This window comes from Marivivens sp. ABH4_498, from assembly GCF_056160585.1.
This window is the reverse complement of sequence record NZ_JBSWXL010000001.1, coordinates 253,752-280,559: the sequence shown is the minus strand read 5'-3', so window position 1 is coordinate 280,559 and position 26,808 is coordinate 253,752. Positions and strand designations below refer to the sequence as shown.

At 56.1% G+C, this 26,808-nt stretch carries 25 protein-coding genes; 10 read left to right on the top strand and 15 right to left on the bottom strand.

What is annotated here, in order from left to right:
- Positions 1 to 92: 92 nt before the first annotated feature.
- The 4 genes from ACXAGA_RS01385 (at position 93) to ACXAGA_RS01370 (ending at position 4,260) form a co-directional block, all read left to right on the top strand.
- Positions 93 to 1,895 (top strand): PHA/PHB synthase family protein, encoded by a 1,803-nt coding sequence (locus ACXAGA_RS01385; protein WP_475115731.1) that lies wholly within the window; start codon positions 93 to 95, stop codon positions 1,893 to 1,895.
- A gap of 168 nt (positions 1,896 to 2,063) precedes the next feature.
- Positions 2,064 to 2,513 (top strand): phasin family protein, encoded by a 450-nt coding sequence (locus ACXAGA_RS01380; RefSeq protein ID WP_475115730.1) that lies wholly within the window; start codon positions 2,064 to 2,066, stop codon positions 2,511 to 2,513.
- 132 nt (positions 2,514 to 2,645) lie between these two features.
- A complete protein-coding gene (gene phaR / locus ACXAGA_RS01375) occupies positions 2,646 to 3,197 on the top strand; it encodes a polyhydroxyalkanoate synthesis repressor PhaR (RefSeq protein WP_475115729.1) in 552 nt (183 codons plus the stop codon).
- Positions 3,198 to 3,294: 97 nt separating this feature from the next.
- A complete protein-coding gene (locus ACXAGA_RS01370; protein ID WP_475115728.1) occupies positions 3,295 to 4,260 on the top strand; it encodes a LysR family transcriptional regulator in 966 nt (321 codons plus the stop codon).
- Positions 4,261 to 4,303: 43 nt separating this feature from the next.
- Here ACXAGA_RS01370 and ACXAGA_RS01365 read toward each other — a convergent pair whose 3' ends face one another.
- The 13 genes from ACXAGA_RS01365 to secG form a co-directional block, all read right to left on the bottom strand.
- Complete coding sequence (locus ACXAGA_RS01365; RefSeq protein ID WP_475115727.1) at positions 4,304 to 5,494, bottom strand: DegT/DnrJ/EryC1/StrS family aminotransferase; 1,191 nt, start codon at positions 5,492 to 5,494, stop codon at positions 4,304 to 4,306.
- Positions 5,495 to 5,576: 82 nt separating this feature from the next.
- A complete protein-coding gene (locus ACXAGA_RS01360; RefSeq protein WP_475115726.1) occupies positions 5,577 to 6,908 on the bottom strand; it encodes an NAD(P)/FAD-dependent oxidoreductase in 1,332 nt (443 codons plus the stop codon).
- Complete coding sequence (locus tag ACXAGA_RS01355) at positions 6,875 to 8,236, bottom strand: glutamine synthetase family protein (RefSeq protein WP_475115725.1); 1,362 nt, start codon at positions 8,234 to 8,236, stop codon at positions 6,875 to 6,877. The genes ACXAGA_RS01360 and ACXAGA_RS01355 overlap by 34 nt, the downstream gene beginning before the upstream one ends.
- Positions 8,233 to 8,919, bottom strand: coding sequence for a type 1 glutamine amidotransferase (locus ACXAGA_RS01350; protein ID WP_475115724.1), 687 nt, complete (start codon positions 8,917 to 8,919; stop codon positions 8,233 to 8,235). The genes ACXAGA_RS01355 and ACXAGA_RS01350 overlap by 4 nt, the downstream gene beginning before the upstream one ends.
- Before the next feature lie 4 nt (positions 8,920 to 8,923).
- Positions 8,924 to 10,258: a glutamine synthetase family protein gene (locus ACXAGA_RS01345; RefSeq protein WP_475115723.1), complete on the bottom strand. Its 1,335-nt coding sequence runs from the start codon at positions 10,256 to 10,258 to the stop codon at positions 8,924 to 8,926.
- A gap of 162 nt (positions 10,259 to 10,420) precedes the next feature.
- Positions 10,421 to 11,227 carry an ABC transporter permease gene (locus tag ACXAGA_RS01340; RefSeq protein WP_475115722.1) on the bottom strand — a complete coding sequence of 269 codons (807 nt, stop codon included), beginning with the start codon at positions 11,225 to 11,227 and terminating at the stop codon, positions 10,421 to 10,423.
- Complete coding sequence (locus tag ACXAGA_RS01335) at positions 11,224 to 12,108, bottom strand: ABC transporter permease (RefSeq protein WP_475116209.1); 885 nt, start codon at positions 12,106 to 12,108, stop codon at positions 11,224 to 11,226. The genes ACXAGA_RS01340 and ACXAGA_RS01335 overlap by 4 nt, the downstream gene beginning before the upstream one ends.
- A 75-nt stretch (positions 12,109 to 12,183) precedes the next feature.
- Complete coding sequence (locus tag ACXAGA_RS01330) at positions 12,184 to 12,909, bottom strand: transporter substrate-binding domain-containing protein (protein ID WP_475115721.1); 726 nt, start codon at positions 12,907 to 12,909, stop codon at positions 12,184 to 12,186.
- Between the two features lie 121 nt (positions 12,910 to 13,030).
- The gene (locus ACXAGA_RS01325; protein WP_475115720.1) at positions 13,031 to 13,801 is read right to left on the bottom strand and encodes an ABC transporter ATP-binding protein; all 771 of its coding nucleotides are present in this window, start codon (positions 13,799 to 13,801) and stop codon (positions 13,031 to 13,033) included.
- Between the two features lie 134 nt (positions 13,802 to 13,935).
- A complete protein-coding gene (locus tag ACXAGA_RS01320) occupies positions 13,936 to 14,373 on the bottom strand; it encodes a tellurite resistance TerB family protein (protein ID WP_475115719.1) in 438 nt (145 codons plus the stop codon).
- Positions 14,374 to 14,415: 42 nt separating this feature from the next.
- Positions 14,416 to 15,198 carry a 23S rRNA (adenine(2030)-N(6))-methyltransferase RlmJ gene (gene rlmJ / locus ACXAGA_RS01315; protein ID WP_475115718.1) on the bottom strand — a complete coding sequence of 261 codons (783 nt, stop codon included), beginning with the start codon at positions 15,196 to 15,198 and terminating at the stop codon, positions 14,416 to 14,418.
- Positions 15,199 to 15,242: 44 nt separating this feature from the next.
- Positions 15,243 to 16,886, bottom strand: a complete 1,644-nt coding sequence (locus tag ACXAGA_RS01310) for a CTP synthase (RefSeq protein WP_475115717.1) — start codon at positions 16,884 to 16,886, stop codon at positions 15,243 to 15,245.
- A gap of 171 nt (positions 16,887 to 17,057) precedes the next feature.
- A complete protein-coding gene (gene secG / locus ACXAGA_RS01305; RefSeq protein ID WP_475115716.1) occupies positions 17,058 to 17,402 on the bottom strand; it encodes a preprotein translocase subunit SecG in 345 nt (114 codons plus the stop codon).
- A 134-nt stretch (positions 17,403 to 17,536) separates the two neighbouring features.
- On the opposite strand from secG, the gene ACXAGA_RS01300 reads away from it, so the two are divergent.
- From ACXAGA_RS01300 to ACXAGA_RS01285, 4 genes are all read left to right on the top strand, one after another.
- Complete coding sequence (locus tag ACXAGA_RS01300; protein WP_475115715.1) at positions 17,537 to 18,097, top strand: N-acetyltransferase family protein; 561 nt, start codon at positions 17,537 to 17,539, stop codon at positions 18,095 to 18,097.
- Between the two features lie 113 nt (positions 18,098 to 18,210).
- On the top strand, positions 18,211 to 19,506 hold the full coding sequence (locus tag ACXAGA_RS01295; RefSeq protein WP_475115714.1) for an adenylosuccinate synthase: 1,296 nt from the start codon (positions 18,211 to 18,213) through the stop codon (positions 19,504 to 19,506).
- Positions 19,506 to 19,730: a DUF2842 domain-containing protein gene (locus ACXAGA_RS01290; protein WP_475115713.1), complete on the top strand. Its 225-nt coding sequence runs from the start codon at positions 19,506 to 19,508 to the stop codon at positions 19,728 to 19,730. Before ACXAGA_RS01295 ends, ACXAGA_RS01290 begins: the two co-directional genes overlap by 1 nt.
- 247 nt (positions 19,731 to 19,977) lie before the next feature.
- Entirely contained in the window at positions 19,978 to 21,624 is a 1,647-nt protein-coding gene (locus ACXAGA_RS01285; RefSeq protein WP_475115712.1) for a BCCT family transporter, read from the top strand.
- 78 nt (positions 21,625 to 21,702) lie between these two features.
- On the opposite strand, the gene ACXAGA_RS01280 is transcribed toward ACXAGA_RS01285, so the two are convergent.
- Positions 21,703 to 23,598, bottom strand: a complete 1,896-nt coding sequence (locus tag ACXAGA_RS01280; RefSeq protein ID WP_475115711.1) for a hypothetical protein — start codon at positions 23,596 to 23,598, stop codon at positions 21,703 to 21,705.
- A gap of 150 nt (positions 23,599 to 23,748) precedes the next feature.
- Between ACXAGA_RS01280 and ACXAGA_RS01275 the strand changes: the two genes are divergently transcribed.
- Positions 23,749 to 24,393: a thiamine diphosphokinase gene (locus ACXAGA_RS01275; protein ID WP_475115710.1), complete on the top strand. Its 645-nt coding sequence runs from the start codon at positions 23,749 to 23,751 to the stop codon at positions 24,391 to 24,393.
- On the opposite strand, the gene ACXAGA_RS01270 is transcribed toward ACXAGA_RS01275, so the two are convergent.
- Positions 24,390 to 25,763, bottom strand: a complete 1,374-nt coding sequence (locus ACXAGA_RS01270) for an L-serine ammonia-lyase (protein WP_475115709.1) — start codon at positions 25,761 to 25,763, stop codon at positions 24,390 to 24,392. The genes ACXAGA_RS01275 and ACXAGA_RS01270 overlap by 4 nt on opposite strands.
- Positions 25,764 to 25,968: 205 nt before the next feature.
- On the opposite strand from ACXAGA_RS01270, the gene rpiA reads away from it, so the two are divergent.
- On the top strand, positions 25,969 to 26,757 hold the full coding sequence (gene rpiA / locus ACXAGA_RS01265; RefSeq protein ID WP_086451776.1) for a ribose-5-phosphate isomerase RpiA: 789 nt from the start codon (positions 25,969 to 25,971) through the stop codon (positions 26,755 to 26,757).
- The last annotated feature ends 51 nt before the right edge of the window (positions 26,758 to 26,808 follow it).

Sequence of the window (26,808 nt, the reverse complement as noted above, 5' to 3'; positions counted from 1 at the left end):
CTGTTCGCGGACAGCTGGATAGCGGGGCACCGACAAATTTTAAGTGAATAAACCGATGCTGCATGTGCAAAGGTTACGTGGAGGGCGAGAATATGACAACTGAAGAATTAGTCGTAAATGACGCAGGTAAGGCGGAATTGGCGAAATTCGAAGCGAACATGGCCCGAATAGAAGAACTGACCAAGCGGATTTTGGCCGCTTTTTCCCATAAAAAACAGGTTCCTCAGGCTCTTCAGGGGCCGGGGTCGGATTTGTACATGAAAGCCGCGACCGCCATGTGGGCGGAATGGTTGAACCACCCGTCAAAGTTATTTGAGCAACAAATTGAATATTGGGGCAAAACCCTAAAACACTTTACCGAAGCACAAGAAGGGCTGGCAAAAGGCACTTTTCAGGTGCCGAAAGATGAAACAGGCGATGATCGCCGGTTTTCGAATCCTTTGTGGAAATCGAATCCCTATTTCAACTTTGTCAAACAGCAGTACATGATGAACTCCGAAGCGATCATGAAAGGCGTTGACGAATTAGAGGGGCTCAGCGACCTGGAACGCGGCCGTCTGCGGTATTTTAGCGGTCAGATCGTGGATATGATGTGCCCCACGAATTTCCTGCCAACCAACCCTGACGCGTTGCAGCGTGCCATCGAAACCGAAGGCCAAAGTCTGGTCGACGGTTTGGAAAACCTTGTGCGCGACCTAGAGGCGCATGACGGCGAATTGGTCGTGTCTCTGGCGGACGGAACAGCGTTTCAGCTGGGCAATAACATCGCGACGACCAAAGGCGACGTCGTATTCCGCAATGAAATGTTCGAACTGATCCAATACGCGCCGACCACAGATCAGGTGCACAAGACGCCATTGGTTCTGTTCCCGCCTTGGATCAACAAATTTTACATCCTTGATCTGAAAGAAAAGAACAGTCTGGTGAAATACATCGTGGATCAGGGGTTCACTTTGTTTGTTGTGTCTTGGGTCAATCCAGATGCGTCGATGGCTGACACGGGGTTAGAAGACTACATCGCCAAAGGATACCGCACCGCCATTAACGAAGTGAAAGCGATCTGCGGGACCGAAACGGTGAACGCTGTTGGCTATTGCATCGCCGGTACGACCCTGTCCGTGACGTTGTCGCAAATGGAACAAGAGGGCGACGCGTCGGTCAATTCGGCGACATTCTTTACCACGCTTACCGATTTTTCCGATCAGGGCGAATTCCGTGTGTTCCTGACAGATGACTTTGTTGATGGCATCGAAGAGGAATGTAACCGCACAGGCGTTCTGGAATCGTTTTATATGGCGCGCACCTTTAGCTATCTACGGTCTCGCGATCTGATTTATCAGCCAGCAATCAAAAGCTATATGATGGGGGAAACGCCGCCCGCATTTGACCTGCTGTACTGGAACGGCGACGGAACCAACCTGCCTGCGAAAATGGCGGTGCAGTATTTGCGCCACCTGTGTCAGAAAGACGAATTCGCCCAAGGCATTTTTGAATTGGACGGCATGACCCATTCCGTGGCCAATGTGAATGTCCCAGTTTGCGCGATTGCCTGTGAAACGGATCACATCGCGGCATGGAAATCATCCTTCCGCGGTGTCCAGAAAATGGGGTCCAAAGACAAAACCTTTATCCTGTCCGAAAGCGGGCACATCGCGGGCATCGTCAATCCACCATCTAAAAAGAAATACGGTCATTGGACTAATCCCGATCTGGGATTAGACCCTGACGACTGGAAAGACAGCGCCGACAAACACGAAGGGTCATGGTGGCCGCGTTGGGCAAAATGGCTGTCTGCACGGTCTGGTGAGATGGTTGAAGCACGAAAACCAGGCGATTCGTCCCATCCGTCGCTATGCCCAGCACCCGGAACCTACGTACAGCGGATAACGCTATAAGAAAGTCGACTTACGACTTTCGGCTAAGTCCCTGATTTTGCTGCGTCGCAAAAAATTCACATGCTGCACTGCAGAAAAAGCTTGAAATGCTGCGGTGCAGCATCCATAGTTTATGTATGAGATTTGAAAGCGGCCAAGGTGGTCGCGAACTGTTGAAAGGTTAAGACTATGGCTACCGCTACCGACTTCACCGCTGTGTTTAAAGACATGATGGGTTCGTTCCCGGTTGATACGAAATCGATGGAAGACGCTTACAAAACCCAGACTGATCTGGCAGAAAAAATGTCGGCTGTGGCTATCGACGCCGCAAAAAAATCGACCGATCTGTCGGCAAAATGGACCCAAGACACTCTGGTCAAACTGACCGAAATGTCCAAAGCCAAAGCAGAACCAGCTGATTACGCAAAATCGATCACCGATTTCGCAACCGCTTCGGCTGAAAGCGCTGCAGAGCACATGGCTGCTTTCGCTGAGATCGCGAAAAAAGTTCAGACCGAATCCATCGAACTGATGATGGCTGCTGGCAAAGCTGCGGGCGAAGACATGACCGCTGCTGCGAAAAAAGCGACTGAAACAGCAACTGCGACCGCTAAAAAAGCGACCGCTGCTGCGAAGTAAAATACCCTTACCGACCTTCCTCCTCCCTCTGGTCGGAAAAATGAGCGGGCTGCCTAGTGCAGCTCGCTCTTTCTTTTTGCTGCAACCCGTCTTAGGCTTTCTGCATTGCCGCACTCGTTCTGGGAGGATTACGTGGCCGAAGCAAATAAACCATTACTCATCAAACGGTATGCAAGCCGTCGGTTGTACAACACTGAAACCAGTGACTACGTCACATTAGAAGATATCGCCGTCTTCATCCGCGAAGGCCGCGAGGTTCAAATCGTGGACCTCAAGTCGGGCGATGATCTGACTCGTCAATATCTGCTGCAAATCATTGCAGAGCATGAAAGCCGCGGCGAAAATGTTTTGCCCGTCGATGTTCTGACCGATCTGGTCCGCAGCTACACGACCCAAGCGTCATCGGTCGTACCACAGGTATTGGCCGCATCTTTTGAAATGCTACGTCAAAGCCAGACCCAAATGATGGAAAACATGGCCAAAGCGTCGCCAGTCGCATCCATGCCTGGGCTAGAGGCGATCCAAGCGCAACAGGCTGCGTTTCTAAAGGCGATGACAGGCGGTTTGATGGGCAGTTCCGGTCCGACACCTGAAATGGCCGAAGACGCCAAAGGCGATGATCTGGACACGATCAAAAAACAGTTGGCTGACCTACAGGCCAAACTGTCGGCGATGACCAAATAATGGATTTGGGTCGCGGTGTATCGCGGCCCGACTTTACGAAACAGGGCGGGCATTGCCCGCTTTTTATGTGCCTACACCTGCGAAAGGACGATCAGATATGGCGGCGACGGCTGGACGTATCACCTTATGGGGTGTCGAGGTTTTTGTCGCGACCGCAGAAGAGGCGTCAATCTCTGCGGCGGCGCGGCGTTTGGGTGCGTCGGCTGCTACGGTCAGTCAGCAATTGACCAATTTGGAAACGAATATTGGCGCAATATTGCTGAACCGCAGCGAACGCCCCATCACGAAAACCGCTGCGGGCGAAATGTTTCTGCGCCGCGCATATGCCATTCTGAACGAAGCCGATCAGGCGCGATTAGAATTGGCGACAGCCGATATGGGACTGACCCGATTGCGGCTGGGTATGATCGAAGATTTCGAAACAGACGTCACGCCGCGATTGTTGGCTGGCATGGGGGACATGTTGAAATCCTGTCAGTTCCTGTTGGAAACGGGGGCGTCTCATCGTTTGCACGATCTATTAGAGGCGCGTGCCTTGGACGTGATCGTCGCCGCCGATGTGGGACCTCCGGCGGATGGGATCGAACATTTTCCATTGATGGAAGAACCGTTCATCATCGCCGCGCCCAAAGGCATGTTTGATCCGTCTACGATCACATCCGATTTGCGGAAAACGCCGATGATCCAATACACCACGCGTCATCACATGGGGCAGGTCATCGCCACCCATCTTGCGCGCGAAGATTTCACTTTGGCCCATCGGTTCGAACTGGACAGTTACCACGCGATCATGGCGATGGTTGCAAATGGTGCAGGCTGGACGATCCTGACGCCGTTGGGGTGGCTGCGAGCGCAACGGTTCCGCGATGCTGTTGATGTGTTTCCATTGCCGTTTGCACCTTTGTCGCGGCGCATTTCGCTATGTGCACGGCGTGGTGCGTTGGGGGACAAGCCTGCAGAAATCGCGATTCATTTGCGCGGGCTTTTGCGCGCGTCTATCGAACAACCCGTTGCGGATTTGCTGCCCTGTCTACAAGGGCAGTTGTCCGTCCTAAACAAATGACGCCGCCCAATAGGCGGCGTTATCGTTTCGTGAATGGTGGTTTTTATTCGGCGGCCACGCCAGCCGCATTTTCCATAACTTCCGCTGCGGCTGCGGTCAGAGCGCCAGCAACGATGTCGCATTCATCCAGCGTCAGGCGTGCCGGTAAACGCACATCACAGGCGTTCATCAGCATGTCGCGCGTTTGTGGTAGTTCTGGAACATCACCAATAAACTGCCAGTTCCAATAGGCTCGTGCGTTATCTTGGCTGCGGCCAAAGACCTGCACCTTGATCCCGCGTTTTGCTGCGGCATCTACGAATGCTTTGACGGAATTATCGCCCATGCCAACCAGATTGAACTGGATCGAATCTGGTGCGCGTTCTTCCGGAGCCAGCTTTTCAGGGACTTTGATCCAGTTGGATTGGTTCAATTGATCGGCCACGTGGTCATGGTTGCGGCGACCATCTGTGATGCGTCGTTCTATTTCTGGGATCTGTGCGCGGATCAATGCAGCGGACAGGTTGTTCAGGCGCACGTTGTACAGCGGCAGTTTGTTTTGCCACCGTTCAAAGGCCGCCTGAAGGCCCATGTTTTTCTTCCACATATGTTCGTAGGCGCCTGACATGATCACGGCGCGGGCGATCAGATCGTCATCGTCGGTGATCAGAATGCCGCCTTCGCCCGAATTCAGCATCTTGTAGCTTTGGAAACTGAAACAGCCGATTTGACCCAAAGTGCCGATCTTTTTGCCGTGCCAAGTGGTGCCAAGGCTGTGGGCGGCGTCTTCGACCACTGGGATGCCGGCTTCGTCGCAGGCCTGCATGATCGCGTCCATGTCGCTGGTGTGGCCGCGCATGTGCGAAATGATTACGGCCTGAACGCCAGGCAGTTTGGCGCGGAAATCGTCCATATCGATGCGGTAGTTGTCGCTGCATTCACACAAGACAGGCACGCAATCGGCGTGAACGATCGATGACGGAACAGCCGCAAATGTAAACGCAGGGATCATAACGCGGCAATCACGCGGCAGGCCCAACGCCTTTAGCGAAATGAACAACGCCGCAGAACAGGACGACACTGCCAACGCGTATTTTGCGCCCATATGCGCGGCGAATTCCTGTTCCAGCAATTGGGCTGGGGAATTCTCGTTCGTGTAGCGGAACAAATCGCCTGTTTCTAATAGGCGTTTTACTTCGTCCAGCGCGGCGACAGGGATCGATTCAGCGTCATATACGTTCGGCGGTAGCGTCATTTTGGGTTTCCCGAAAACTAATTTCGGAAAGCCCTAACATATTTTCTATGACAAATCTATGAATGCGTTAACCATTTAGCAATTAAATGCCGATCCGATCCCGCAGCGAAAACCACGCCATCGCCAGTGGCAACATGGCGCTTTGTCCATAGGGGCCTAATGGCATGGGCCACTGAGGAAGGGATGACAGGGTTTCAAATCGGCTGGCTTGTCCTGCGACGGCTTCGCCCATGACGCGGCCTGCAAGGCCCGCCAGCGCAACGCCGTGCCCTGAATATCCGCCCGCTGACAACACATTAGGCGCAATTCGGCGCACGACGGGCAAACGGTTGACCGATATGCCCAGCGTGCCGCCCCACACATGGCTAAACGGCACATGGGCGATTTGCGGGAACATGTCGCCCATACGTTTGTGCAAAGCGCTGCCCATATCCGCAGGAAACGTCAGCGAATAATTTGCGCGGCCACCAAACAGCAAACGCCCGTCGTGCGTCATCCGAAAATAGTTCACGACATTTGATGAATCGCAGACGGCGATGTCGTCGCGAATGACGGCGGCTTGATCGCCCAACGGTTCCGTAGCCCCGATAAAGCTGTTCACAGGCATGACCCGGGCATCATTCGCGCGGGCAAGGCCGCGGATATATCCATTGCCTGCCAGAATAACTTGGTCCGCAGTCAAAATGGATTTGGGCGTCGTCAGTTTGACCCTAGAGCCATGCGCAATCGCCGTGACGGGCGTGGTTTCGTAAATTTGGGCGCCCAGCGCCTCGGCCCGATTGGCAAGAGCGATCACATATCGCAGCGGGTGCACATGACCCGCACGCATGTTCAGTGTGCCGCCCTGATACAGGTCCGTTTTGACCAGATCGCGAAAGTCGTTTCGACCCAGAACCGTCGTCTGATGGTTTGGATAATATTTATCCATGTGATCGATTAACCGGCGTTCGTCGTCCAGATCGGCGGCTGAGAAATCACCATGTGCGATGCCATTTTTGAACATCGCATCGGGGGCGTGGTCGGCACAGAAATCTGCGACCACATCAGTCGCTTCGCCCGCCAGCGCCCATAATGATTGGGCCGTGTCGCGGCCCATACGTTTTTCGATCCACAGTTGGGATTTGTTGAAATCGCTGCCCACTTGACCACCGTTGCGGCCAGATGCGCCCCAACCTGCGCGGTGCGCATCGACAACGGCAACGGATAGGCCACGCTGGCGCAAAGTGATCGCGGCATGCAGGCCAGTAAATCCTGCCCCGACGATCGCCACATCAACGGTGGTGTCCTGTTCCAGCGCCGCGCGGGGCGCTGGCAGGTCGGTGGTTGCCACGTACCACGATTGGGGAAATTCCCCGACAGCGTCGTTGCGGTACAGCGGCATCAGACGTTCAGCAGCAGGTGTTCGCGTTCCCAAGGAGAGATCACTTGCAAGAACTCTTCGTATTCGGATCGTTTGACGATGGAATAGACACGCGCAAATTCTTTGCCCAATACTTCGTGCAGGGCGGTTGCGTCGTCGAACAATTCCAGCGCTTCGCCCATGACACGGGGCAGGTCGCTTTCGCTGTCTTCATAGGCGTCGCCTTTGAACGACGGGCCCGCGCGGTGTTCTTCCATCAGGCCCAAATAGCCACAGGCCAGTGATGCGGCGATGCCCAGATAGGGGTTGCAATCCATGCCCGCCAAACGGTTTTCAACGCGGCGCGATTGCGGCCCGGACAGCGGCACGCGAATGCCCGTGGTGCGGTTGTCGCGGCCCCAGTTCAGGTTAATCGGCGCTGCGTGATCGCGCACGTAACGGCGATAGCTGTTCACATAAGGCGCAAGCACAGCGATGGCCGATGGCAGGTGTTTCTGCATGCCGCCGATGAAATGGTAGAACGCATCGGTTTCCCCGCCCTGAGGCCCCGAGAAAATGTTTTCGCCCGTTTCGATATCCATCACCGAATGGTGGATATGCATCGCGCTGCCAGGTTCGTCCGCAATTGGTTTCGCCATAAAGGTCGCAAAACAGTTGTGACGAATGGCGGCTTCGCGGATCAGGCGTTTGAAATAGAACACTTCGTCGGCCAGTTTCACCGGATCGCCGTGGCGTAGGTTGATTTCCAACTGACCTGCGCCGCCTTCTTGGGTGATGCCGTCGATTTCGAACCCTTGGGCTTCGGCGAAATCGTAGATGTCATCGATCACGGGGCCGAATTCATCGACCGCCGTCATCGAATAGGCCTGACGCGCCGCCGCCGGACGGCCCGAACGGCCCATCATCGGTTCAATTGATTTGGCAGGGTCCAGATTGCGGGCGACCAGATAGAATTCCATCTCTGGCGCGACAACGGGTTCCCAGCCTTGTTTGCGGTACAATTCAACAACGCGTTTCAGGATGTTGCGCGGCGCGTATTCGATCGGGTTGCCTTTGCGGTCAAAGGCATCGTGGATCACTTGCAGCGTCCAGTCACCCGTCCATGGCGCGGCAGAGGCCGTTTCCAGATCGGGTTTCATGATCATATCGCGTTCGATAAACCCGTCGTCCCCAGCCGCATCGCCCCATTCGCCCGTGATGGTCTGATAAAAGATGCTGTCGGGCAGGTGGAAATATTCTTGTTTCGCGAATTTCGATGCTGGCACAGCTTTGCCGCGGGCAATCCCAGGCATGTCAGAGATGATGCATTCCACCTCGTCCAGGCGATTGTCGCCCAGATATTCGTGCACAGCTTCGGGGAGTTTGGATAACCAGTCGGTCATACCGTCCTGTCTTTCTTTTTGAAAAATGCGCCAATGCGGCGGGCCAAGACACCGTTATCGGTGGGGCGGTTTAAATTATCTAGGGCGACCTTTAGCTGATCGTCAGGCACAACGCCCGGACCGCGTGTCGTCGCAAGGCCATGGATGAAATCAGGACCAAATTCAGGGTGCGGCTGAACGGTAAAAATGCGGTCGCCGTACACCAGCGCGGCGTTTTCGCAAAATGGCGAACTGCCCGCGATTTCTGCATCGGCAGGTTTTTCAACCACCTGATCCTGATGCCATGCGTTCAGCGCAATTTTTTCGCCGCCGAAATCATATTCGGTGCGGCCCACGGACCAGCCGTTTTTGAACTTTTCGACCTTGCCGCCCATGGCTTGCGCGATGATCTGATGGCCGAAACAGATGCCCACCTGCGGGATATCTGCGGCATAGGCGGCGCGGATGAAATCCTCTAGCGGGGGGATGAATGGGTGGTCTTCGTAGGCGCCGTGGCGGGATCCTGTGATCAGCCAACCGTCCGCGTCATTCACGCTGTCTGGGAATTCCATATCGACGACGTTGTAGGTTTCAAACGTGAAATCCTGCCCGCCCAAAAGGCGGTGGAACAGCGCGTCATAGTCACCTGTTTCATCAATGATGGTGTCAGGCGCGTGGCCGGTTTGCAAAATGCCGATTTTCATAGGGTCACACGGTATCCAGATATAGGTCCAGCTTTTCCTGTTCGGATAGCTCGCCCAAGTAATGAAGCTCTTGTCGTTTGGTTGCTACCAAATTGTCGATCAACTGACGCGGAAAAATGCGTTCCGTCATAAAGCTGTTTTCGAAACGGTCGATGGCTTGGGCCCAAGTGTCGGGGATCTGCGCCATTTCCTGTTCGTATGCGTTGCCCGAAATCGGGGGCGGGGGAACCAGCTGATCCTCAATCCCTGTCAAGGCAGACCCCAAAACGGCGGCAAGGAATAGATACGGGTTCACATCACCGCCCGCGACGCGGTGTTCGATGCGCCGCGCCTTTAGGCTGCCGCCGGGCACGCGGATCGATGCGGTCCGGTTTTCATAAGCCCAGCAGATGCCCGTAGGGGCGTGGCTTTCGGGAACCAGACGGGCATAGCTGTTTTCATGCGGCGCAAAGATCAACGCCATATCCGGAATGCCGCGCAGACAGCCCGCAATCGCGTGGCGCAGCATGTCTGTGCCTTCGAAGGTGTCATTGGCAAAGACGTTGTTGCCGTCATTATCGACGACCGAAAAATGGACGTGCAGGCCGTTGCCTGCGTATTCTTCGTATGGTTTCGCCATGAACGACGCCGCCATGCCGTGTTTGCGGGCCAAACCGCGCACCAGCATCTTGAACAGATAGGCGTCATCGGCGGCCTTTAGGGCGTCTTCGATATGGCACAGGTTGATTTCGAACTGACCGATGCCGACCTCGGACGTGGCGGCTTCGGTGTCGATGTCCATCGCGTCACAGGCGTCATACAGATCATTAAAAAAGTTATCGAAGGCATCCAGCGCCCGCAGCGACAGGATTTCCCCGCCCATGCGGCGTTTGCCCGAACGGGGGCTTTTGGGTTGCTGGATTTCTTTGCCGCTGTCGTCAATCAGATAGAATTCCATTTCGAACGCGACAACGGGTTTCAGGCCCAGTTCGGCGTAACGTTTGACAACGCGGGCCAACGCATGACGTGGGTCGCCGTCGAATGGGGCGCCGTCTTCGGTGAACATCCATAGGGGCAATAGGGCCGATGGGCTGTCTAGCCATGGCATCGGCACATAGCCGCGTTCGGTGGGGTACAGAATGCCGTCGGGATCGCCGACTTCGAACACCAATGGGCTGTCTTCGACGTCTTCGCCCCAGATATCCAAATTCAGCGCAGACTGAGGGAACCGCATGCCATCCTGTTCAATCTTGCGCGCAAAACGGACAGGCACGCGTTTGCCGCGCGGTTGCCCGTTTAGATCAGCGGCGCCTGCGCGGATGCTGCGGATATGTGTGTTTTCGTCCAGCCAACTGCTCATTCATCACCTGTTTTGCAGGCCATAGGCAGTCAAAGCGGCGCGTCATTGCGCAGAGTGAACCATGCCCTTGGCCCAAAGTATTCTGATTCAAATTTTCTGAAACCAGGCCTGTAGCGACCGCAAAAGCGGGATGGGCCAAATAATTTGATCAAAAATTTTATACTACCGGATCAGATTTAAACGCAAGCGTAATTTGCCGCGATTTTGCTGGGGCAGATGGCGGTTCAACCGTGCGTTTATCAAACCGAAAATTCCGATCACGATCAGGGTCAGGATGATGAAATAACAGGCAAGGATTGGATAAGGCACGAACGGGTTGAACGTTTTATCCGCAAAATAGTTCGCGTAATACAGCGCGTCGCCCATCTGTCCGCGCGACGGAAAGCCCGAGAAAAACACCAGAGTCGTCGCGTGGAACAGAAAGATCGCCTCGTTCGTGTAGCTGGGCCACGCAAGGCGCATCATGGTCGGGAATGTGATGCGGCGAAACCGTTTCCAGCCCGTCATGCCGTATGCGTCGGCGGCCTCGATATCGCCTTTGGGGATCGACATCAGCGCGCCATAGAAAATCTCGGCTGAATAGGCGGCGGTGTTCAGGAACAGAACGATCACAGCGCCCAGCCATGCCGCCGTCAGCCCGCCCAGTGCAGGCACCGCGCCCTTGAGCGAGACAAAAGCGAAGTAGGCGAAAAAGAATTGGATGAACAACGGCGATCCGCGGAACACGAAAATGAACCATTCCGCAGGTTTGCGGATCAGCGGGTTTGCCGATGCTTTGGCCACAGCCGTGCCGATGGCCATAAAGAACCCCGCCAGCAGCGCGACTGTGCCGAAATACACGTTCCAAATCATGCCCGAACCGATCAAAACGACCTGTTTACAGATCGTGAAATCGTCACGCGGCAGCAACCGTTCGCCAAAGCCCAAGCTGCGCAGGCCATAGTCCGAAATAACGTCCCAACAGGTCATGCGGCTGCCTTTCTTTGGGCTTCGCCAGCGGCGGTGGCCTGACCCAATGTCAGGCGGCGGTTGATCCGGTCCAGCACGATTTCAGACAGTTTGGTAAAGCACAGGTAAAACACCAACAGCGCAAGGAAATACCACATGCGCCAATCGCCGTGCGGGTAGTCGGTAAATTTCGGCGTCTTGGTCGCGCCCAGGTCACGGGCCCAGTAAACGATGTCTTCGATGCCCAGCAAGAACAGCAATGGGGTCGCTTTGATCAGGACCATCCATAGGTTCGACAGGCCGGGCAGGGCATAGACCCACATTTGCGGGACCATGATGCGCCAGAATGTCTGGCGTTCGGTCATGCCATAGGCTTCGCCCGTTTCGATCTGCGCACGCGGCACAGCGCGCATCGCGCCCGTCAAAACGTTGGCCGCAAAGGCGCCGAACACGATCGAAAACGTCAGCACAGCTAGAAAAAAGGCATAGGTGTCATGGACCCACGCCGCGGCATTGCCCAACGGCAGTTTTGCCTCGGTACAGACGACGAAATCATTGCCCTGACGAATTGGATCGGTCCAGTCGGGGCATTTCACCTCGTGACGGATCCATTCGAACAACTGGTCTAAGGCAATGACGAAAAACAGGAAAAACGCGATGTCAGGGACGCCGCGCACGATGGCGGTATAGCCTTTGCCGATCCACGATACAGGCGCGATGCGTGACCGCGCGGCCGTCGCCCCCGCAAAACCGAACGCCAAAGCGGTCGGCGCAGTGATGGCCAGCAGCAAAAGCACGGTCAAAAACGACCAATACATGCTGATGTGTTTGCCTGTGGTCAGGTAGCACGACAGCCATTTCAGGCCTTCGATTGTGCTGGGATCGGAACAATAGCTAAAAATGGTCGCCCCCATCGGGTCTTGTGCGAAACGGGGCGGAATGATCCGCCCCGTCCGTTTTGGTCAGTTAACCAGCGATTAGAACAGTTCGCCGATTTCCCATTCTTCGATCAGCGCGTTCAGCGAACCGTCGGCTTTCATCGACTGGATCGCAGCGGTGAATTTGTCGCGCAGTTCGGTGTCCGACTTACGGATACCCATGCCAACGCCGCCGCCGATCAGAACGTTTTCGCCGGTGAACTCCAGATCAGCCTCTGCCTCGGCCAGTGGGGCCAGATACGCGCGGTCAGCCAGAACGGCGTCTGCTTCGCCTGCGCGAACGGCTGCGACGGATTCTTCTGGGGTTGCGAATTCCAGAACGGTCATGCCTGCGCCTGCGGCATAGGATGCCTGAATGGTCGCGGCCTGCGCTGCGATCACTGCCGACGACAGATCAACGTCAGCGTCTGCCAGCGCCAGATATGCCGATGGATCAGGCTGGGTGTAGTTTTCGGTGAAATCGATCACTTCTAGGCGTTCGTCGGTGATCGACATGCCTGCGATGATCGCATCATAGTTGCCCGAAACCAGGTTAGGGATGATCGAATCCCAGTCGTTGGTGACCCATTCACAGGTCAGTTCAGCGCGTGCGCACAGTTCGTCGCCCAATGCGCGTTCGAAACCGTCAACTTCGCCAGCGTCGTTGATAAAGTTGTATGGAGGGTAGGCGCCTTCGGTGCCCAGACGGACAACCGAATGACCTTCGGCCATTGCTGCGCCAGCGGTCAGCGCGGCAATCGCGGTGCCTAGAATTAGTTTTTTCATCGTTTTCTCCCGATATTGGTGACCCCGCTAGGGCCATAGAATCGCCTGATTGGTTCAGGCTTTGGGGTGGTGAGCGTATCGTGACAAAATTGACCTGTTGGTCAATCTATTTCACGGACCGCTAGTGAACCGAATGCGACAGGAACTGCTGCAAACGTTCGGATTTTGGTGCGCCGAATACCTGATCGGGTGATCCTTGTTCTTCGATCAGACCCTGATGCAGGAACACGACATGGTCGGATATATCGCGCGCCATGCGCATGTCATGGGTCACGATCATCATTGTGCGGCCTTCGGCGGCTAGGCCTTTGATAACCTTGACGACTTCTTGTTCCAACTCTGGGTCCAGCGCCGATGTGGGTTCATCGAACAACAGCGCTTCGGGCTCCATACACAGGGCGCGGGCAATCGCGGCGCGTTGTTGTTGGCCGCCTGACATTTGCGCAGGATAAACGTCGCATTTGTCGCCGATGCCGACCTTGGCCAGATATTCGCGGGCTTTGGTTTCGGTTTCGGCTTTGTCGCGGCCCAGAACGGTGATCGGGGCCTCCATCACGTTTTCCAGAATGGTCATATGGGACCACAGGTTGAACTGTTGGAACACCATCGACAGGTTCGTACGGATGCGCAGCAATTGTTTCTGGTTGGCAGGGCGGCGGTTCAGGCCGGTGCCTTTCCATTCCACAGGTTCGCCCGAAAACAGGATGTCGCCTTGCTGGCTGTCCTCTAACAAATTGGCACAGCGCAGCAGCGTGGATTTTCCCGATCCCGACGATCCGATCAGTGAAATAACTTGGCCTTTTTCAGCGGAGATGCTGACACCTTTCAGCACTTTTAGGGAGCCGTACGCTTTGTGAAGGTTGCGAATTTCAATGACAGGAGTGTTTGACACGTCAGAATGGCCCACGTTGTTTAGTCAGGTAATAGGCCTAATAACGCAGTCCGATGCAACGGGTCTGACGGGCATTCATCAAAAAAATTGACTATTTGTTCAAGTTTTGAGAGAGCGAATGGGCGCGCGGCAACTTAGGATTGAGAAACTTCGATCCGGATGCGGTTGCTGTCCTGATCCGTTAGGCCCAGCAATGGCGCAACCATACGCATCAATGCGTCTTCGTTCTGGTCGCGGTGGCCGTCTGTCATCACCACTTGCCACATGGCGCGAATGATTGCTTCGCGGTCTTCCAGAGTGACCGCGTCTTTGATCGCGCGGGTGAAACGGACGGTGTCTGGGGCTTCGGCTTCGATGCCTTCGCATTCGGCGCGTAGTTTGGCGGCCTCGACCACGTTCAGATCAAAACGGTTGGCCAGAATGCGGTCGATCCGTGCGATTTCGTCGGGGGCGTAATGCCCGTCTGATTTCGCGATCCGAACCAGCAACGCCCCAATCGCGCGGCGCGCATCGGTTTCATCCAAGATATCTTTGGTCGGGGCGGTCAGGCGCCGCAGGAAATCAGCAAACATAATAATGGTATAGGTCCAGATCGGCCCTACGAAAAGACCCCATCACGCCAACGTGCGAAACAGGCGCGACAGGCGGTCCGCCTCGGATTGCAGGCCGTAGGGCGGGTTGACGATGAACATGCCCGATCCGATCATGCGGTGTTGTTTGCGGGCAGGGGGGAATGTGACTTCATGCCGGATGGCGTCTGGGAACGCGCCGGACAGTTTGGACATCATCGGTTTATGCGTGCCGTCCCGCAGGATCGGATACCAAAGCATCAGAACGCCCACATTCCATTTGCGGTTCACCTGAACGAACAGATCCGCCATGGTTTTGTAGTCGTCTTTCACCTCGTACGGGGGATCAACCAGCAAAACACCGCGGCGGGGTTCGGGCGGCAACACGGAACGCGCATACTCAACGCCGTTGCGTTTCACGCGAACAGCGCGGCCCGCCATGACCTGATCTAACGCTTCGAATTCTTGGGGATGCAATTCGGCCAGCAACAGGTTGTCCATATCGCGCAGCGCGTTTGCGGCAACCAGCGGCGATCCGGGGTAGGCGGTTGTGCCATGTTCGGCACGGACAGAATTCAGAACGCGCGCATAGGGGTGATCGGGGGCAAACCATTTGGCGTTTTCCGCCACGGAAATGCCTGCGGCCGCTTCGCCCGTTTTCAGAGATTCAAACGATTCCAGATCATAGAGACCGCGCCCCGCGTGGGTTTCCACATAGGTGATCGGTTTGTCCTTGCGGGTCATGTAATCCAGAACCCACGCCAGCAGGCTGTGTTTCTGCACGTCGGCCAAATTGCCTGCGTGATATGCGTGTTGATAGCTAAGCATCCCGATCCCCAAAACAAAGCGGCGCCCGCAGGCGCCGCAATTGATTATACCAAACGCGAAGTTTCGACCGCCGCGCGGACGAAATCCGCAAACAACGGGTGCGGTTCGAACGGTTTGGATTTCAGTTCAGGGTGGAACTGAACGCCGATGAACCATGGGTGGTCTTTCCATTCCACGATTTCAGGCAAACGGCCATCCGGCGACATCCCCGAGAAGCACAGGCCAGCGGCCTCTAGCTGTTCGCGGTATTTGCCGTCGACTTCGTAACGGTGACGGTGGCGTTCTTCGATTTCGGTCGAACCATAAACGTTGGCAACGCGCGAACCCGACATCAGCGCTGCATCATATGCGCCCAAACGCATGGTGCCGCCTTTGTCGTCGCTTTCTTTGCGTTTCACGGTGTGGTTGCCCTGAACCCATTCTTTCAGGTGGTAGACAACGGGTTCAAACCGTTTCTGGCCTGCTTCGTGGTCGAATTCTTCGGAACCGGCTTTGGTGATGCCTGCAACGTTACGTGCGGCTTCGATAACGGCCATTTGCATGCCCAGACAGATGCCCAGATACGGGATTTTCTGTTCGCGCGCGAATTGAGCCGCTTTGATTTTGCCTTCGGTACCGCGTTCGCCGAAACCACCAGGAACCAGAATCGCGTGGTAACCGGACAGATGTTCGCCCACGTCGTCGCGGTCGAAATCTTCGGCGTCGACCCAGTTTACGTTCACTTTGACACGGTTGGCCATGCCGCCGTGAACCAACGCTTCTTTGATCGATTTATAGGCGTCTTCCAGCTGGATGTATTTGCCGACGATCGCGATGTTCACTTCGCCATCGGTGTTGTGGATGCGGTCCTGTACGTCCAACCAGCGTTCCAGATTCGGCTTTGGCGCAGGTGCGATGCCGAAACAATCCAGAACGGCCTGATCCAGACCCTGTTCGTGATAGGCCAGTGGGGCCTCGTAGATCGATTTCAGGTCGTATGCGGCGACAACGTGTTCTTTGCGTACGTTACAGAACAGCGCGATTTTTTCGCGTTCGCGTTCTGGGATTTCCTGTTCGGAACGGCAGACCAGAACGTCTGGTGCCAGACCGATGGATTGCAGTTCCTTGACCGAGTGCTGGGTCGGTTTGGTTTTCAATTCGCCCGAAGCCGCCAGATACGGCAGCAGCGTCAGGTGCATTAGAATGCATTCGCCGCGTGGTTTTTCGTGGGTGAACTGACGGATTGCCTCAAAGAATGGCAGGCCTTCGATGTCGCCCACGGTGCCGCCGATTTCGCATAGCATGAAATCAACTTCGTCTTCGCCAATGCGGATAAAGTCTTTGATTTCGTTGGTGACGTGCGGAACCACCTGAATGGTTTTGCCCAGATAATCGCCGCGGCGTTCTTTTTCCAAGACGTTGGAATAAATGCGGCCCGACGAAATAGAATCGGTGTTGCGTGCAGGAACGCCGGTGAAGCGTTCGTAGTGACCCAAGTCGAGGTCGGTTTCCGCACCATCGTCGGTCACGAAAACTTCGCCATGTTCAAACGGGGACATCGTGCCCGGATCGACGTTCAGATACGGATCCAGTTTGCGCAGACGGACAGAATATCCACGCGCTTGCAGCAACGATCCCAGCGCAGCAGAGGCCAGGCCTTTGCCCAGCGACGATACCACACCACCAGTAATGAAAATGAATCGCGCCATCGGCAGGCAACCCCCGTGAGTTTGGTCAGTCTACAAAGAAAAAAGCGTTTCAGATAGCAGCACCCAAAACGCATCATCACGGGGTTTAAGTATAACCGGATTCGCCCCGCGAACGCAACCGGATACGCAAGATAGTGTTGGGGCAAATGCCCCATCGCCTATACGTTGTGATTAGTTGTCCAGCGAAGGTGGCGGCAGAAGGTCGCCGCCCAGGCCAGGAACTTCTGGTGTGGTGTCTTCGGTCGCAGCAGGTGGTAACAGGTCAGTGGTGTCCAGTGCGGACGATACGCCGGCCTCTTGTTTTGCGATGATGGTCAGTGCCAGCGACGTGATAATGAACGCAATCGCCAGACCCCAGGTCACTTTGCCCAGAGCGGTCGCAGCGCCTCGTGCGGACACAGCACCGTTGCCGCCGCCCGACATGCCCAGGCCTCCGCCATCGGATTTCTGCATCAGAACGACGCCGATCAGCGCCAGTGCAAGGATCATGTGGATGACTAGGACAATGCTTTCCATCGGGCTCTTCTCTGCCTTTTATGAACGGTGGGTGTCTAAAAGGTCATAGGGCTGCCCGCAACCCCCTTTACCAGATGTGGGCGATGTTTTTCCTGTGGCTTGTGCGCGGGGCGCGTGTCGGTCAAAAGCGGGGCATGACGAATTCCCATGATATACGTACTGCCGTTGCGTCCGACGCCGCCGCCATCGCCGAAGTTCAGGTCACCAGCTGGCAATCCAGCTACAAAGGCATCGTGCCTGATCCGCTGATCGAACAGCTGACCATCCAAAATAGGACCCAAGCGTGGGAACGGATTATCCCTGCATTGGCCGAAAACGGGCAGGGCGAAGTGTTCGTCTGGACGCTGGATGGTCGAATCGTCGGGTTCGCCAGTATGGGCCCCCAGCGCGAAACGGAATTGCGCGATATGGGATATGTGGCAGAGGTCACGGCTATATATATCGTTGATGCAGCAAAACGCCGTGGCGGTGGCCGCGCGTTGATGTCGGCCTGTGCCGGAGCGGCGGTTGCGCGCGGCCATGGACAGATGTCGGTGTGGGTATTGACCGAAAACTGGGGCGGGCGTGGGTTCTATGAATCCTTGGGCGGGCAGGAATTGATTCAGCGCGAATCCGAAGACCGCACCGCGCCAATCGATGAAACCGCCTATGGCTGGACGGATTTGCAGGCGTTAATCGCGAATAATCCACAGTAAATCGCGGCCCAAGGCGTCTCTGTTACGAAAACATGACAGTTTGCGGTTTCCTGCCCGCGCAGGGGTCGCTATACGGGCGCGGGTTTTACGCCAGAAATCGAGGAGACTCAGATATGGCCAACGTTGTTGTCGTCGGCGCCCAGTGGGGTGACGAAGGTAAAGGCAAGATTGTAGACTGGTTGTCGGAACGCGCAGACGTGATCGCGCGTTTTCAGGGCGGTCACAACGCGGGCCATACGCTCGTTATCGATGGTAAAGTATACAAGCTGCATGTGCTGCCTTCGGGTGTTGTGCGCGGCGGCAAGCTGTCGGTGATCGGCAACGGTGTGGTTCTGGATCCTTGGCACCTGGTCAAAGAGATCGCCACCGTGCGCGAACAGGGCGTCGATATTTCCAAAGAAACGCTGATGATCGCGGAAAACACGCCGCTCATTCTGCCGATCCACGGTGAATTGGACCGCGCCCGCGAAGAGGCCGCATCCAAAGGCACCAAAATCGGCACCACGGGCCGCGGTATCGGCCCTTGCTACGAAGATAAAGTCGGTCGCCGCGCTATCCGCGTTGCTGACCTAGCTGACCCTGCAACCCTAGAAGCCCGCGTTGATCGCGCGCTGCAGCACCACAACCCGCTGCGCAAGGGTCTGGGCATGCCAGAGGTAAACCGCGAAGAGCTGATCGCGCAACTGGCTGACATCGCGCCTCAGGTTCTGGAATTTGCGGCACCCGTTTGGAAGGTTCTAAACGAAAAACGCAAAGCCGGTAAACGCATCCTGTTCGAAGGTGCGCAAGGCGCGCTGCTGGACATCGATTTCGGCACCTATCCGTTTGTAACCTCGTCCAACGTGATCGCAGGTCAGGCGGCAACCGGTGTTGGTATCGGCCCAGGGTCGATCGATTACGTTCTGGGCATCGTCAAAGCCTACACCACCCGCGTTGGTGAAGGCCCATTCCCGACCGAGCTGGACGACGCTGATGGCGAACGTCTGGGCACTCGTGGCCATGAATTTGGCACCACCACCGGCCGTAAACGCCGCTGTGGCTGGTTCGACGCCGCGCTGGTCCGTCAGACCTGTGCGACTTCGGGCATCACCGGTATTTCGCTGACCAAACTGGACGTTCTGGACGGTTTTGAAACGCTGAAAATCTGTGTTGGCTATGAACTGGACGGTGAACGTCTGGATTACCTGCCAACAGCAGCGGATCAGCAGGCACGTTGCAAACCGATCTACGAAGAAATGGACGGCTGGTCGGAATCGACCGAAGGCGCCCGTTCGTGGAACGATCTGCCAGCGGCAGCTATCAAATACGTCAAACGCGTCGAAGAGTTGATCGAGTGCCCAGTTGCGCTACTTTCCACTTCGCCCGAGCGCGACGACACAATCCTGGTAACGGACCCGTTTGCTGACTGATGACCTATAAGACGCGAAAACGACTGGCTTTGTTCATCCTCGTTGTGGGGATGCCTGCCTATGTCGCTTTCGCTGTCACGGTTATGTCGAACATTGACCGGCTGCCTAAATGGTTAGAGCTGCCGGTCTACATCACCCTAGGCGTTGTGTGGATTTTGCCATTCCGCTGGGTGTTTTTGGGGATCGGACAAGACGATCCCGACGCGAAATCTGACGATTCGTAAGAAATTTTCTCAAAACATTTGATCAAATCGTGATGCGCCCTAGATGGGTCCGTCATGGGTAAAGCAGCCGTGCGGGGCGACTTGCGCGGCCGTTTAATGTCGGTGTTTGGGGATACAGTGTCTGTATCAGCCGATGGGTTTACCCTGCGTCCGCTACGCTATTCTGGCGTATAGGCGCTGCGATTGGGGCTGTGCGCTGCAATTTTGCAAAAATCAAAAACGAGGAAAAGAGGAAGGGGGGCTGCCCATGGCAGACAACGAACTCAATCCCGGGATTCCTGCGCCCGAAGGCAACGCAGGTCTGATCGACACCGATTACGAGGTCGGTCAGGATAACATTGAAAAACGGATCGCCGGGTTCGGGATGGATATCCATAATCCGGTATTCGCAATCTCGGCGATCGCTGTTGTGGCGTTTGTGTTTTACACGCTGGCGCTGCCTGATCAGGCGGGTGCTGCGTTTAGCTGGATGTTCAGCAAAGTCACCAAAGGATTCGATTGGTTTTTCCTAGGTGCGGCAAACGTGTTTGTTCTGTTTTGTCTGGCGCTGATCGTTTTGCCTGTGGGCAAGGTCCGTCTGGGCGGAACCGAGGCGACGCCGGACTATTCCTATGCGGGCTGGTTCGCGATGTTGTTCGCGGCAGGCATGGGCATCGGTCTGATGTTCTATGGCGTATCCGAACCATTGTCGCATTTCGCATCGTCTCTGGCGGGCACCAGCGTGGGCGAAGACGGCATTCGCACCGACTGGGCGCCTTTGGGTGCTGCGGGCGGTAACGAAGAACAAGCCATCCGTTTGGCCATGGCGGCAACCATTTTCCACTGGGGGCTGCACCCTTGGGCGATTTACGCGGTTGTTGCGCTGGCGCTGGCGCTGTTCAGCTATAACAAAGGCCTGCCACTGACCCTGCGGTCGGCGTTCTATCCGATCTTGGGCGAACGCGTTTGGGGCTGGCCCGGTCACGTGATCGACATTCTGGCTGTGTTTGCGACCTTGTTTGGTCTGGCAACATCGCTGGGGTTCGGCGCGACCCAAGCCAACGCTGGTCTGAACGAACTGTTCGGCATTCCTGTTGGTCCAACGACCGAAGTCATTCTGATCTCATCCATCACTGCGATCGCGCTGATATCGGTTGTTCGCGGTCTGGATGGCGGCGTCAAAGTGCTGTCGGAAATCAACATGGGCCTTGCGTTGGTTCTGTTGTTGTTCGTTCTGATCGCAGGTCCGACCGTGGCAATCTTAACGGGCTTTGCCGATAATCTGGGCGCGTACCTGCAGTATTTGCCTGCGCTGTCGAACCCCGTTGGCCGCGAGGACGTGAACTTTAGCCAGGGCTGGACGTCGTTCTATTGGGCGTGGTGGATCAGTTGGTCACCATTTGTGGGCATGTTCATTGCACGCGTCAGCCGTGGCCGCACTGTGCGTGAATTCGTGATTTGCGTGCTGCTGATTCCATCGATGGTGTGCGTTTTGTGGATGTCGGTATTCGGCGGTGTTGCGATCGAACAGATGCTGCGCGATGGATACACCGCAGCGGTCGATGCGAGCCTGGAGCTGAAGCTGTTCAAAATGCTGGACGCATTGCCGCTAACGCAGATCACATCAATCGTTGGTATCGTTCTGGTCATCGTGTTCTTTGTCACGTCGTCGGATTCGGGGTCGTTGGTTATTGATACGATCACCGCAGGCGGCAAAGTCGATGCGCCACTGCCGCAACGCGTGTTCTGGTGCGTGTTCGAAGGTGCAGTTGCGATTGTGCTGCTGTTGTCGGCAGGCGGATTGGGATCGCTTCAATCCATGGTCATTTCGACAGGTTTGCCATTCACCGTGGTTCTGTTGGTGATGTGTTGGGCGATCTATCGTGGATTGCAGTCCGAACGTCGCGCGAAATAATCAGCGCCGGTTATGAAAAGGAAAAAGGCGGAGCATTGCTCCGCCTTTTGTTGTTTTAGTTTGATTGGCGCCCAGCCATCACGCGCGGCGTAATTCCGGACGGAACCGCGTTTGGTCAGATACCTGGAACCGACCGTTGCGGACCTTGGAAATGCGACCTTCGCGCAGGAGCGTGCCGAAAACGCGTAGGCCGTCTTCTCGGTTGAAGTCGTCTTCGTAGATTTCACGCACTTTTCTCATGACTTGAGGGCGCGAAAAATCCTCTAGACCTTCAACAAACGAGGTATAAGCCGCTGCCGCTTCGAGAAGTTCAGGCAAGCTGTGCGCGCCCATGCCTTCTGCGAATTCGGCAAAGCTTTGTGCGTTTTGGACCGCAGGTGTTGCCGCCAATTCGGCAGCAGCGATGCGGCGCGGGCGCACCGGCGCTGCGGGCTCTGCCGGTTTTGTCGGTGCGACGTCGATACGCTGTGATGCGACCAGTTTCAAAGGCGCGGGGCGGGGACGTTCAGTGCGGCCAGCAGGCGCCGCACGACGCGGCTGTACCGGTTGGCCTTTTGGAGCGTCATCACGGACAACTTTGGAAAGGTCATCGCGAAACCGGGTCTTTTCTTCTTCCGCCTTTTCTTGTTCGTCGTCGCCCATGCGGCGCGCGGCTTCGGTTGCTGCAACAGCCGCCTTTAGGTGGCTTAGGGTGTTGCGGCGTTGGTTGGTTTCTGGCGCGCTAAGCTGTTCGTCTGTGCGGTCCAGCAAACGCGATACGTCTTGGTCATCGGACAAACCGTTCAGCAGTTCGCGACCAAGTTTTTCGGTGCGTTCGGCAGGAGTTTGTTCCGCTACAGGTTCGTCTTCGTCCAGAATGTCGTCCAGATTGAAATCATCATCCATCGAAAACGCGTTTTCGTCGGCGTCTTCGATTTCGATATCATCCGAATCTTCGTCCAGATCTGCCAAATCAGCCAGCAGTTCGGCTTCTTCCTCTGCCGAAAGCGTGCTTTCGCCAGCTTCGAATTCATCCAAACCGTCCAGATCAGCCAGATCTTCGACCGTGTCCTGAACCTGCTTTGGTTCTTCGGCTTTGGGGTCTTCGATTTCTTCGATGTGGCCTTGTTTGACCGCATCTGCGATTTGCGACCGTTTTGCGCGGATCACGCGGATTGTGCGTGGCGCTGGACGCGCAGCGGGCTCGGCGACCTCGGCGGTTTCTGGTTCCGGTTCGGCTGCGGTTTCTGGTTCAGGTTCGGCTGCGGTTTCCGGTTCGGTTGGTTCAACAGCGTCATCAGATTGTTCCAGCACCGCAGACATATCGATGTCTTCTGCAACCGGTTCTTGTTCGGTTGGCAGTTCGATTTCCGCGGTGACGGGTTCGTCTTCAATAATATCAGCGGCATCCAGAACGGCACCCAGATCGAAATCATCCGAGACGTCGTTTGCGTGCGCGTCTTCGATGAAATCGGAAGTGGGTTCATCTTCGGCTTTACCGACCACGGCACGAATGCGCTGTAGTTTTGCCGCGACGCTGTCTGTCGGCGCTGCGGGGGCAGGGGCGACGGGTTCCGCAACGGGGGGCGGCATGACAGGGTCGGCGGGTGCTGACTCGGCGATGACTTCGGGTGCTGCCTCGAGTTCTGGCGTTTCGGCCAGTTCGGGTTCTGCGGCCTGTGTTTGTTCAGGTTCTGCTTTTGGCGCGGGGGCTTCGACAGAACGTTCGGCCGCCAAAGCGGCGGCAGGGCGCAGGACGATGCCCGATGATTCCATGTGCGCCTCGACACGGCGCGCAATTTCCTTTTCAGCGATGCGGGCAAGCATCTCTGCGTCTGGTGTCGGGGGTTCCGCCCCGAAGTACCGGTCGTCTGCGGCCAAATCACGGAAATATTCCGCAATCGCCTTCATCGTATCAAAGGATTCATCGAACCCCTCAAGTGTACACGAGAAGGTGCCGTAGCCGACGGTTAAAATCTTGCTCGATCCAACCATATCAACAATCGCTCACTTTCTTACTCGGTCTGACTTTGAGTCATTGTCCCTTATTGGTTCGCAATCCGGAACGAAAACAGGTTATGGACGGTATTATTTCGTGACCCTTTTGGGGCACGTCCAGTCATATTGCCACATTTCGGGGACAAGATGCACATCTTTGAACATCAACAACCGGTGACTTTGGTTGGCGGAGCGGATTGCGACATCGCCCTTATTCACAAGGCTTTGGCGATGGCGCCTGTTTGTGTAGCGGCGGATGGCGGTGCAGAGCGCGCGATGGATGCGGGCGTGCGGCCAACGCGGGTCATTGGCGATATGGACAGCCTGTCGCCCGATTTGGTCACAATTCTGTCGGATGTGATTGATTCTGTCGCTGAACAGGAAACAACCGATTTTGAAAAATGCCTGACGCGGGTGCAAAGCCCAAGGGTATTGGCGGTTGGATTCATGGGTGGGCGGATCGATCACCAGTTGGCGGTGCTGAATGTGATGTCACGCTATGCGGATCGTAAATTAATCATGCTGAGCGATGATGACGTGGCGATGATGGTGCCACAGGGCGGTATTTGCGTCGATGTGATGGCGGGCAGTCGTTTTGCTGTCATGCCATTGGCCACAGCGCGGGTTTGGTCCACGGGCCTGCGTTGGAATTTGGATGGGCAGGTCATGGCGCCTACGGGCATGATCAGCAGTTCGAACGAAGCGACCGGCCCTGTGACGCTGCGTGCAGAGGGGGCCGTTTTGATGGCCGCCGCTGCGCAGGAATTGCCCGCGTTCTGGGACGCGATTTAACAGTTCGGCACGTTGACGGCCAAACCGCCCAGCGATGTTTCTTTGTATTTGGCGTTCATGTCTTCGCCCGTTTGACGCATTGTTTCGATCGCGGCGTCCAATGGCACCAGATGCGTGCCGTCACCGCGTAGGGCGAGCGACGCGGCTGATACGGCCTTGATCGCGCCCAGACCGTTGCGTTCGATGCATGGCACCTGAACCAATCCGCGCACGGGATCGCAGGTCATGCCCAGATGGTGTTCTAATGCGATTTCAGCGGCATTTTCTATTTGTTCAGGGGTTCCGCCCAGCACAGCGGCCAAACCTGCGGCGGCCATGGCAGAGGCGCTGCCGACTTCGGCCTGACAGCCGCATTCTGCACCTGATATGGACGCGTTGTATTTGATCAGCCCCCCGATGGCGGCGGCGGTTAGCAGGAATTCGGGGATTTTGTCGGCGGTCGCGCCGCCGATGTGGTCCAGCCAGTAGCGGATGACTGCAGGCATCACGCCCGCCGCGCCGTTGGTGGGGGCGGTGACGACCTGACCGCCTGCTGCGTTTTCTTCGTTCACGGCCATGGCATAGGTCGCCATCCAGTCGTTAATCAAATGCGGCGCGGCTAGGTTCACGCCGCGTTCGGCCTGTAGGGAATCGTGGATCGCTTTTGCTCGCCGTTTGACATGCAGACCGCCCGGCAGTTCGCCGTCTGTGACCAGCCCGCGTTCGATGCAGTTGTTCATGACCTCCCAAATGCGGGTCAGGCCGCGATCCAGATCGTTGAACCCACGGCGCGACAATTCGTTTTTACGTTTCATCGCCGCGATGGACAGGCCGCTTTCTGCGGACATATCTAGCATTTGTTTCGCGGTTTGAAACGGGAACGGGACCGATGGGCCGTCATCTACGGCTTTGCCTGCGGCCAATTCTTCGGCCGTTAGGACGAAACCGCCACCGACGGAATAATAGGTCACCTCGGTCACCACGTCGCCTTGGGCATCTAGGCCGCGCAGGATCAGGCCGTTGGCGTGTCCGGGCAGGTTCGGGCCGTAGTCGAATTGCAGATCGTTCGCAGGGTCAAACGTCAAAACGGGCAGGCCATCGGGGCGAATGGTGTTGTCGGCTTTGATGCGTGACAGCTCTGTTTCGGCCCGATCGGCGTCGTATTCGTCCGGCGTGAACCCAGCCAGCCCAAGGATGACCGCGCGGTCAGACGCATGGCCCACACCAGTAAAGGCAAGCGATCCGTGCAGCGACGCGCGCACGCCCGCAACGCCAAACGGCTGGGCGCGCAGATGATCCAGAAACAGGCCGCCCGCAACCATAGGCCCCATGGTGTGCGATGACGACGGGCCAACGCCCACTTTGAACATATCAAACACCGATAGAAACATGATGCGCCATCCTTTGGCAGAATTCGAAATCTGCCTTATCATGGCGCATCTATGACCGATCAGTCAGCAACGAACGGCACGATACGGTTCAAATGCGTCTTTGCTGGTCATGCGCGACGATTTTCCTGCCTTTTCGCCTATCGATGGACTCGTGCTTTGGCCTAATCAGCCCTATAAGCCGCACAAGAGTGTTAAGGAGCTGCCCATGCCCATCGATCTATCGCCTGTAGAAAAAGCAAAATTCGTTTGCGCCAAACGTGCCACCCAATTTGTCGAAAGCGGCATGAAAGTCGGTTTGGGGACCGGCTCGACCGCCAGCTGGTTGGTGAAATGTCTGGGCGAAATGGTCCGCGAAGAAGGCCTGAAAATCAAAGGCGTTCCCACATCGACCCGTACGGCTGAATTGGCCCGCGAAGTCGGCATCGAAGTCATCACGCTGGACGAAGCCAAATGGCTGGACGTCACAATTGACGGCGCGGATGAATTCGACCCCAACCTGAACCTGATCAAAGGCGGCGGCGGCGCGCACCTGCAGGAAAAAATCGTAGCAACCGCGTCTGATCAGATGATCGTCATTACGGACGCGTCGAAATCGGTCGAAACGCTGGGCGCATTCCCTTTGCCGATCGAGGTGATCCCATTTGGCTGGCAGACCACCAAAAACATCGTCGAAGAGGCGTTGGTCGGTATGGACGTGATGGGCCGCGACGTGACCCTGCGCATGAACGGCGATCAGCCATTCATCTCCGACGAAGGGAACCACATTCTGGATCTGCACCTGAAACGCATCGGCAATGCGCGTCAAATTTCGATGGTGCTGAACCAGATCCCAGGCGTTGTTGAAAACGGTCTGTTCCTAGACATCTGTGACGCTGTGGTGATCGGCTACGGCGATGGCCGTGTAGAGGTCCGCGATATCAACAACGGGTCGGTGGAAGAGGAAAAATACGATTTCCTAGACAACGACAACCTGTTCACAAATATCGCTGATTAAGCGTCTGGCCTGTGCGCTGGGGCAGGTTGACCCTGCCTTGGCGCTGGCCCA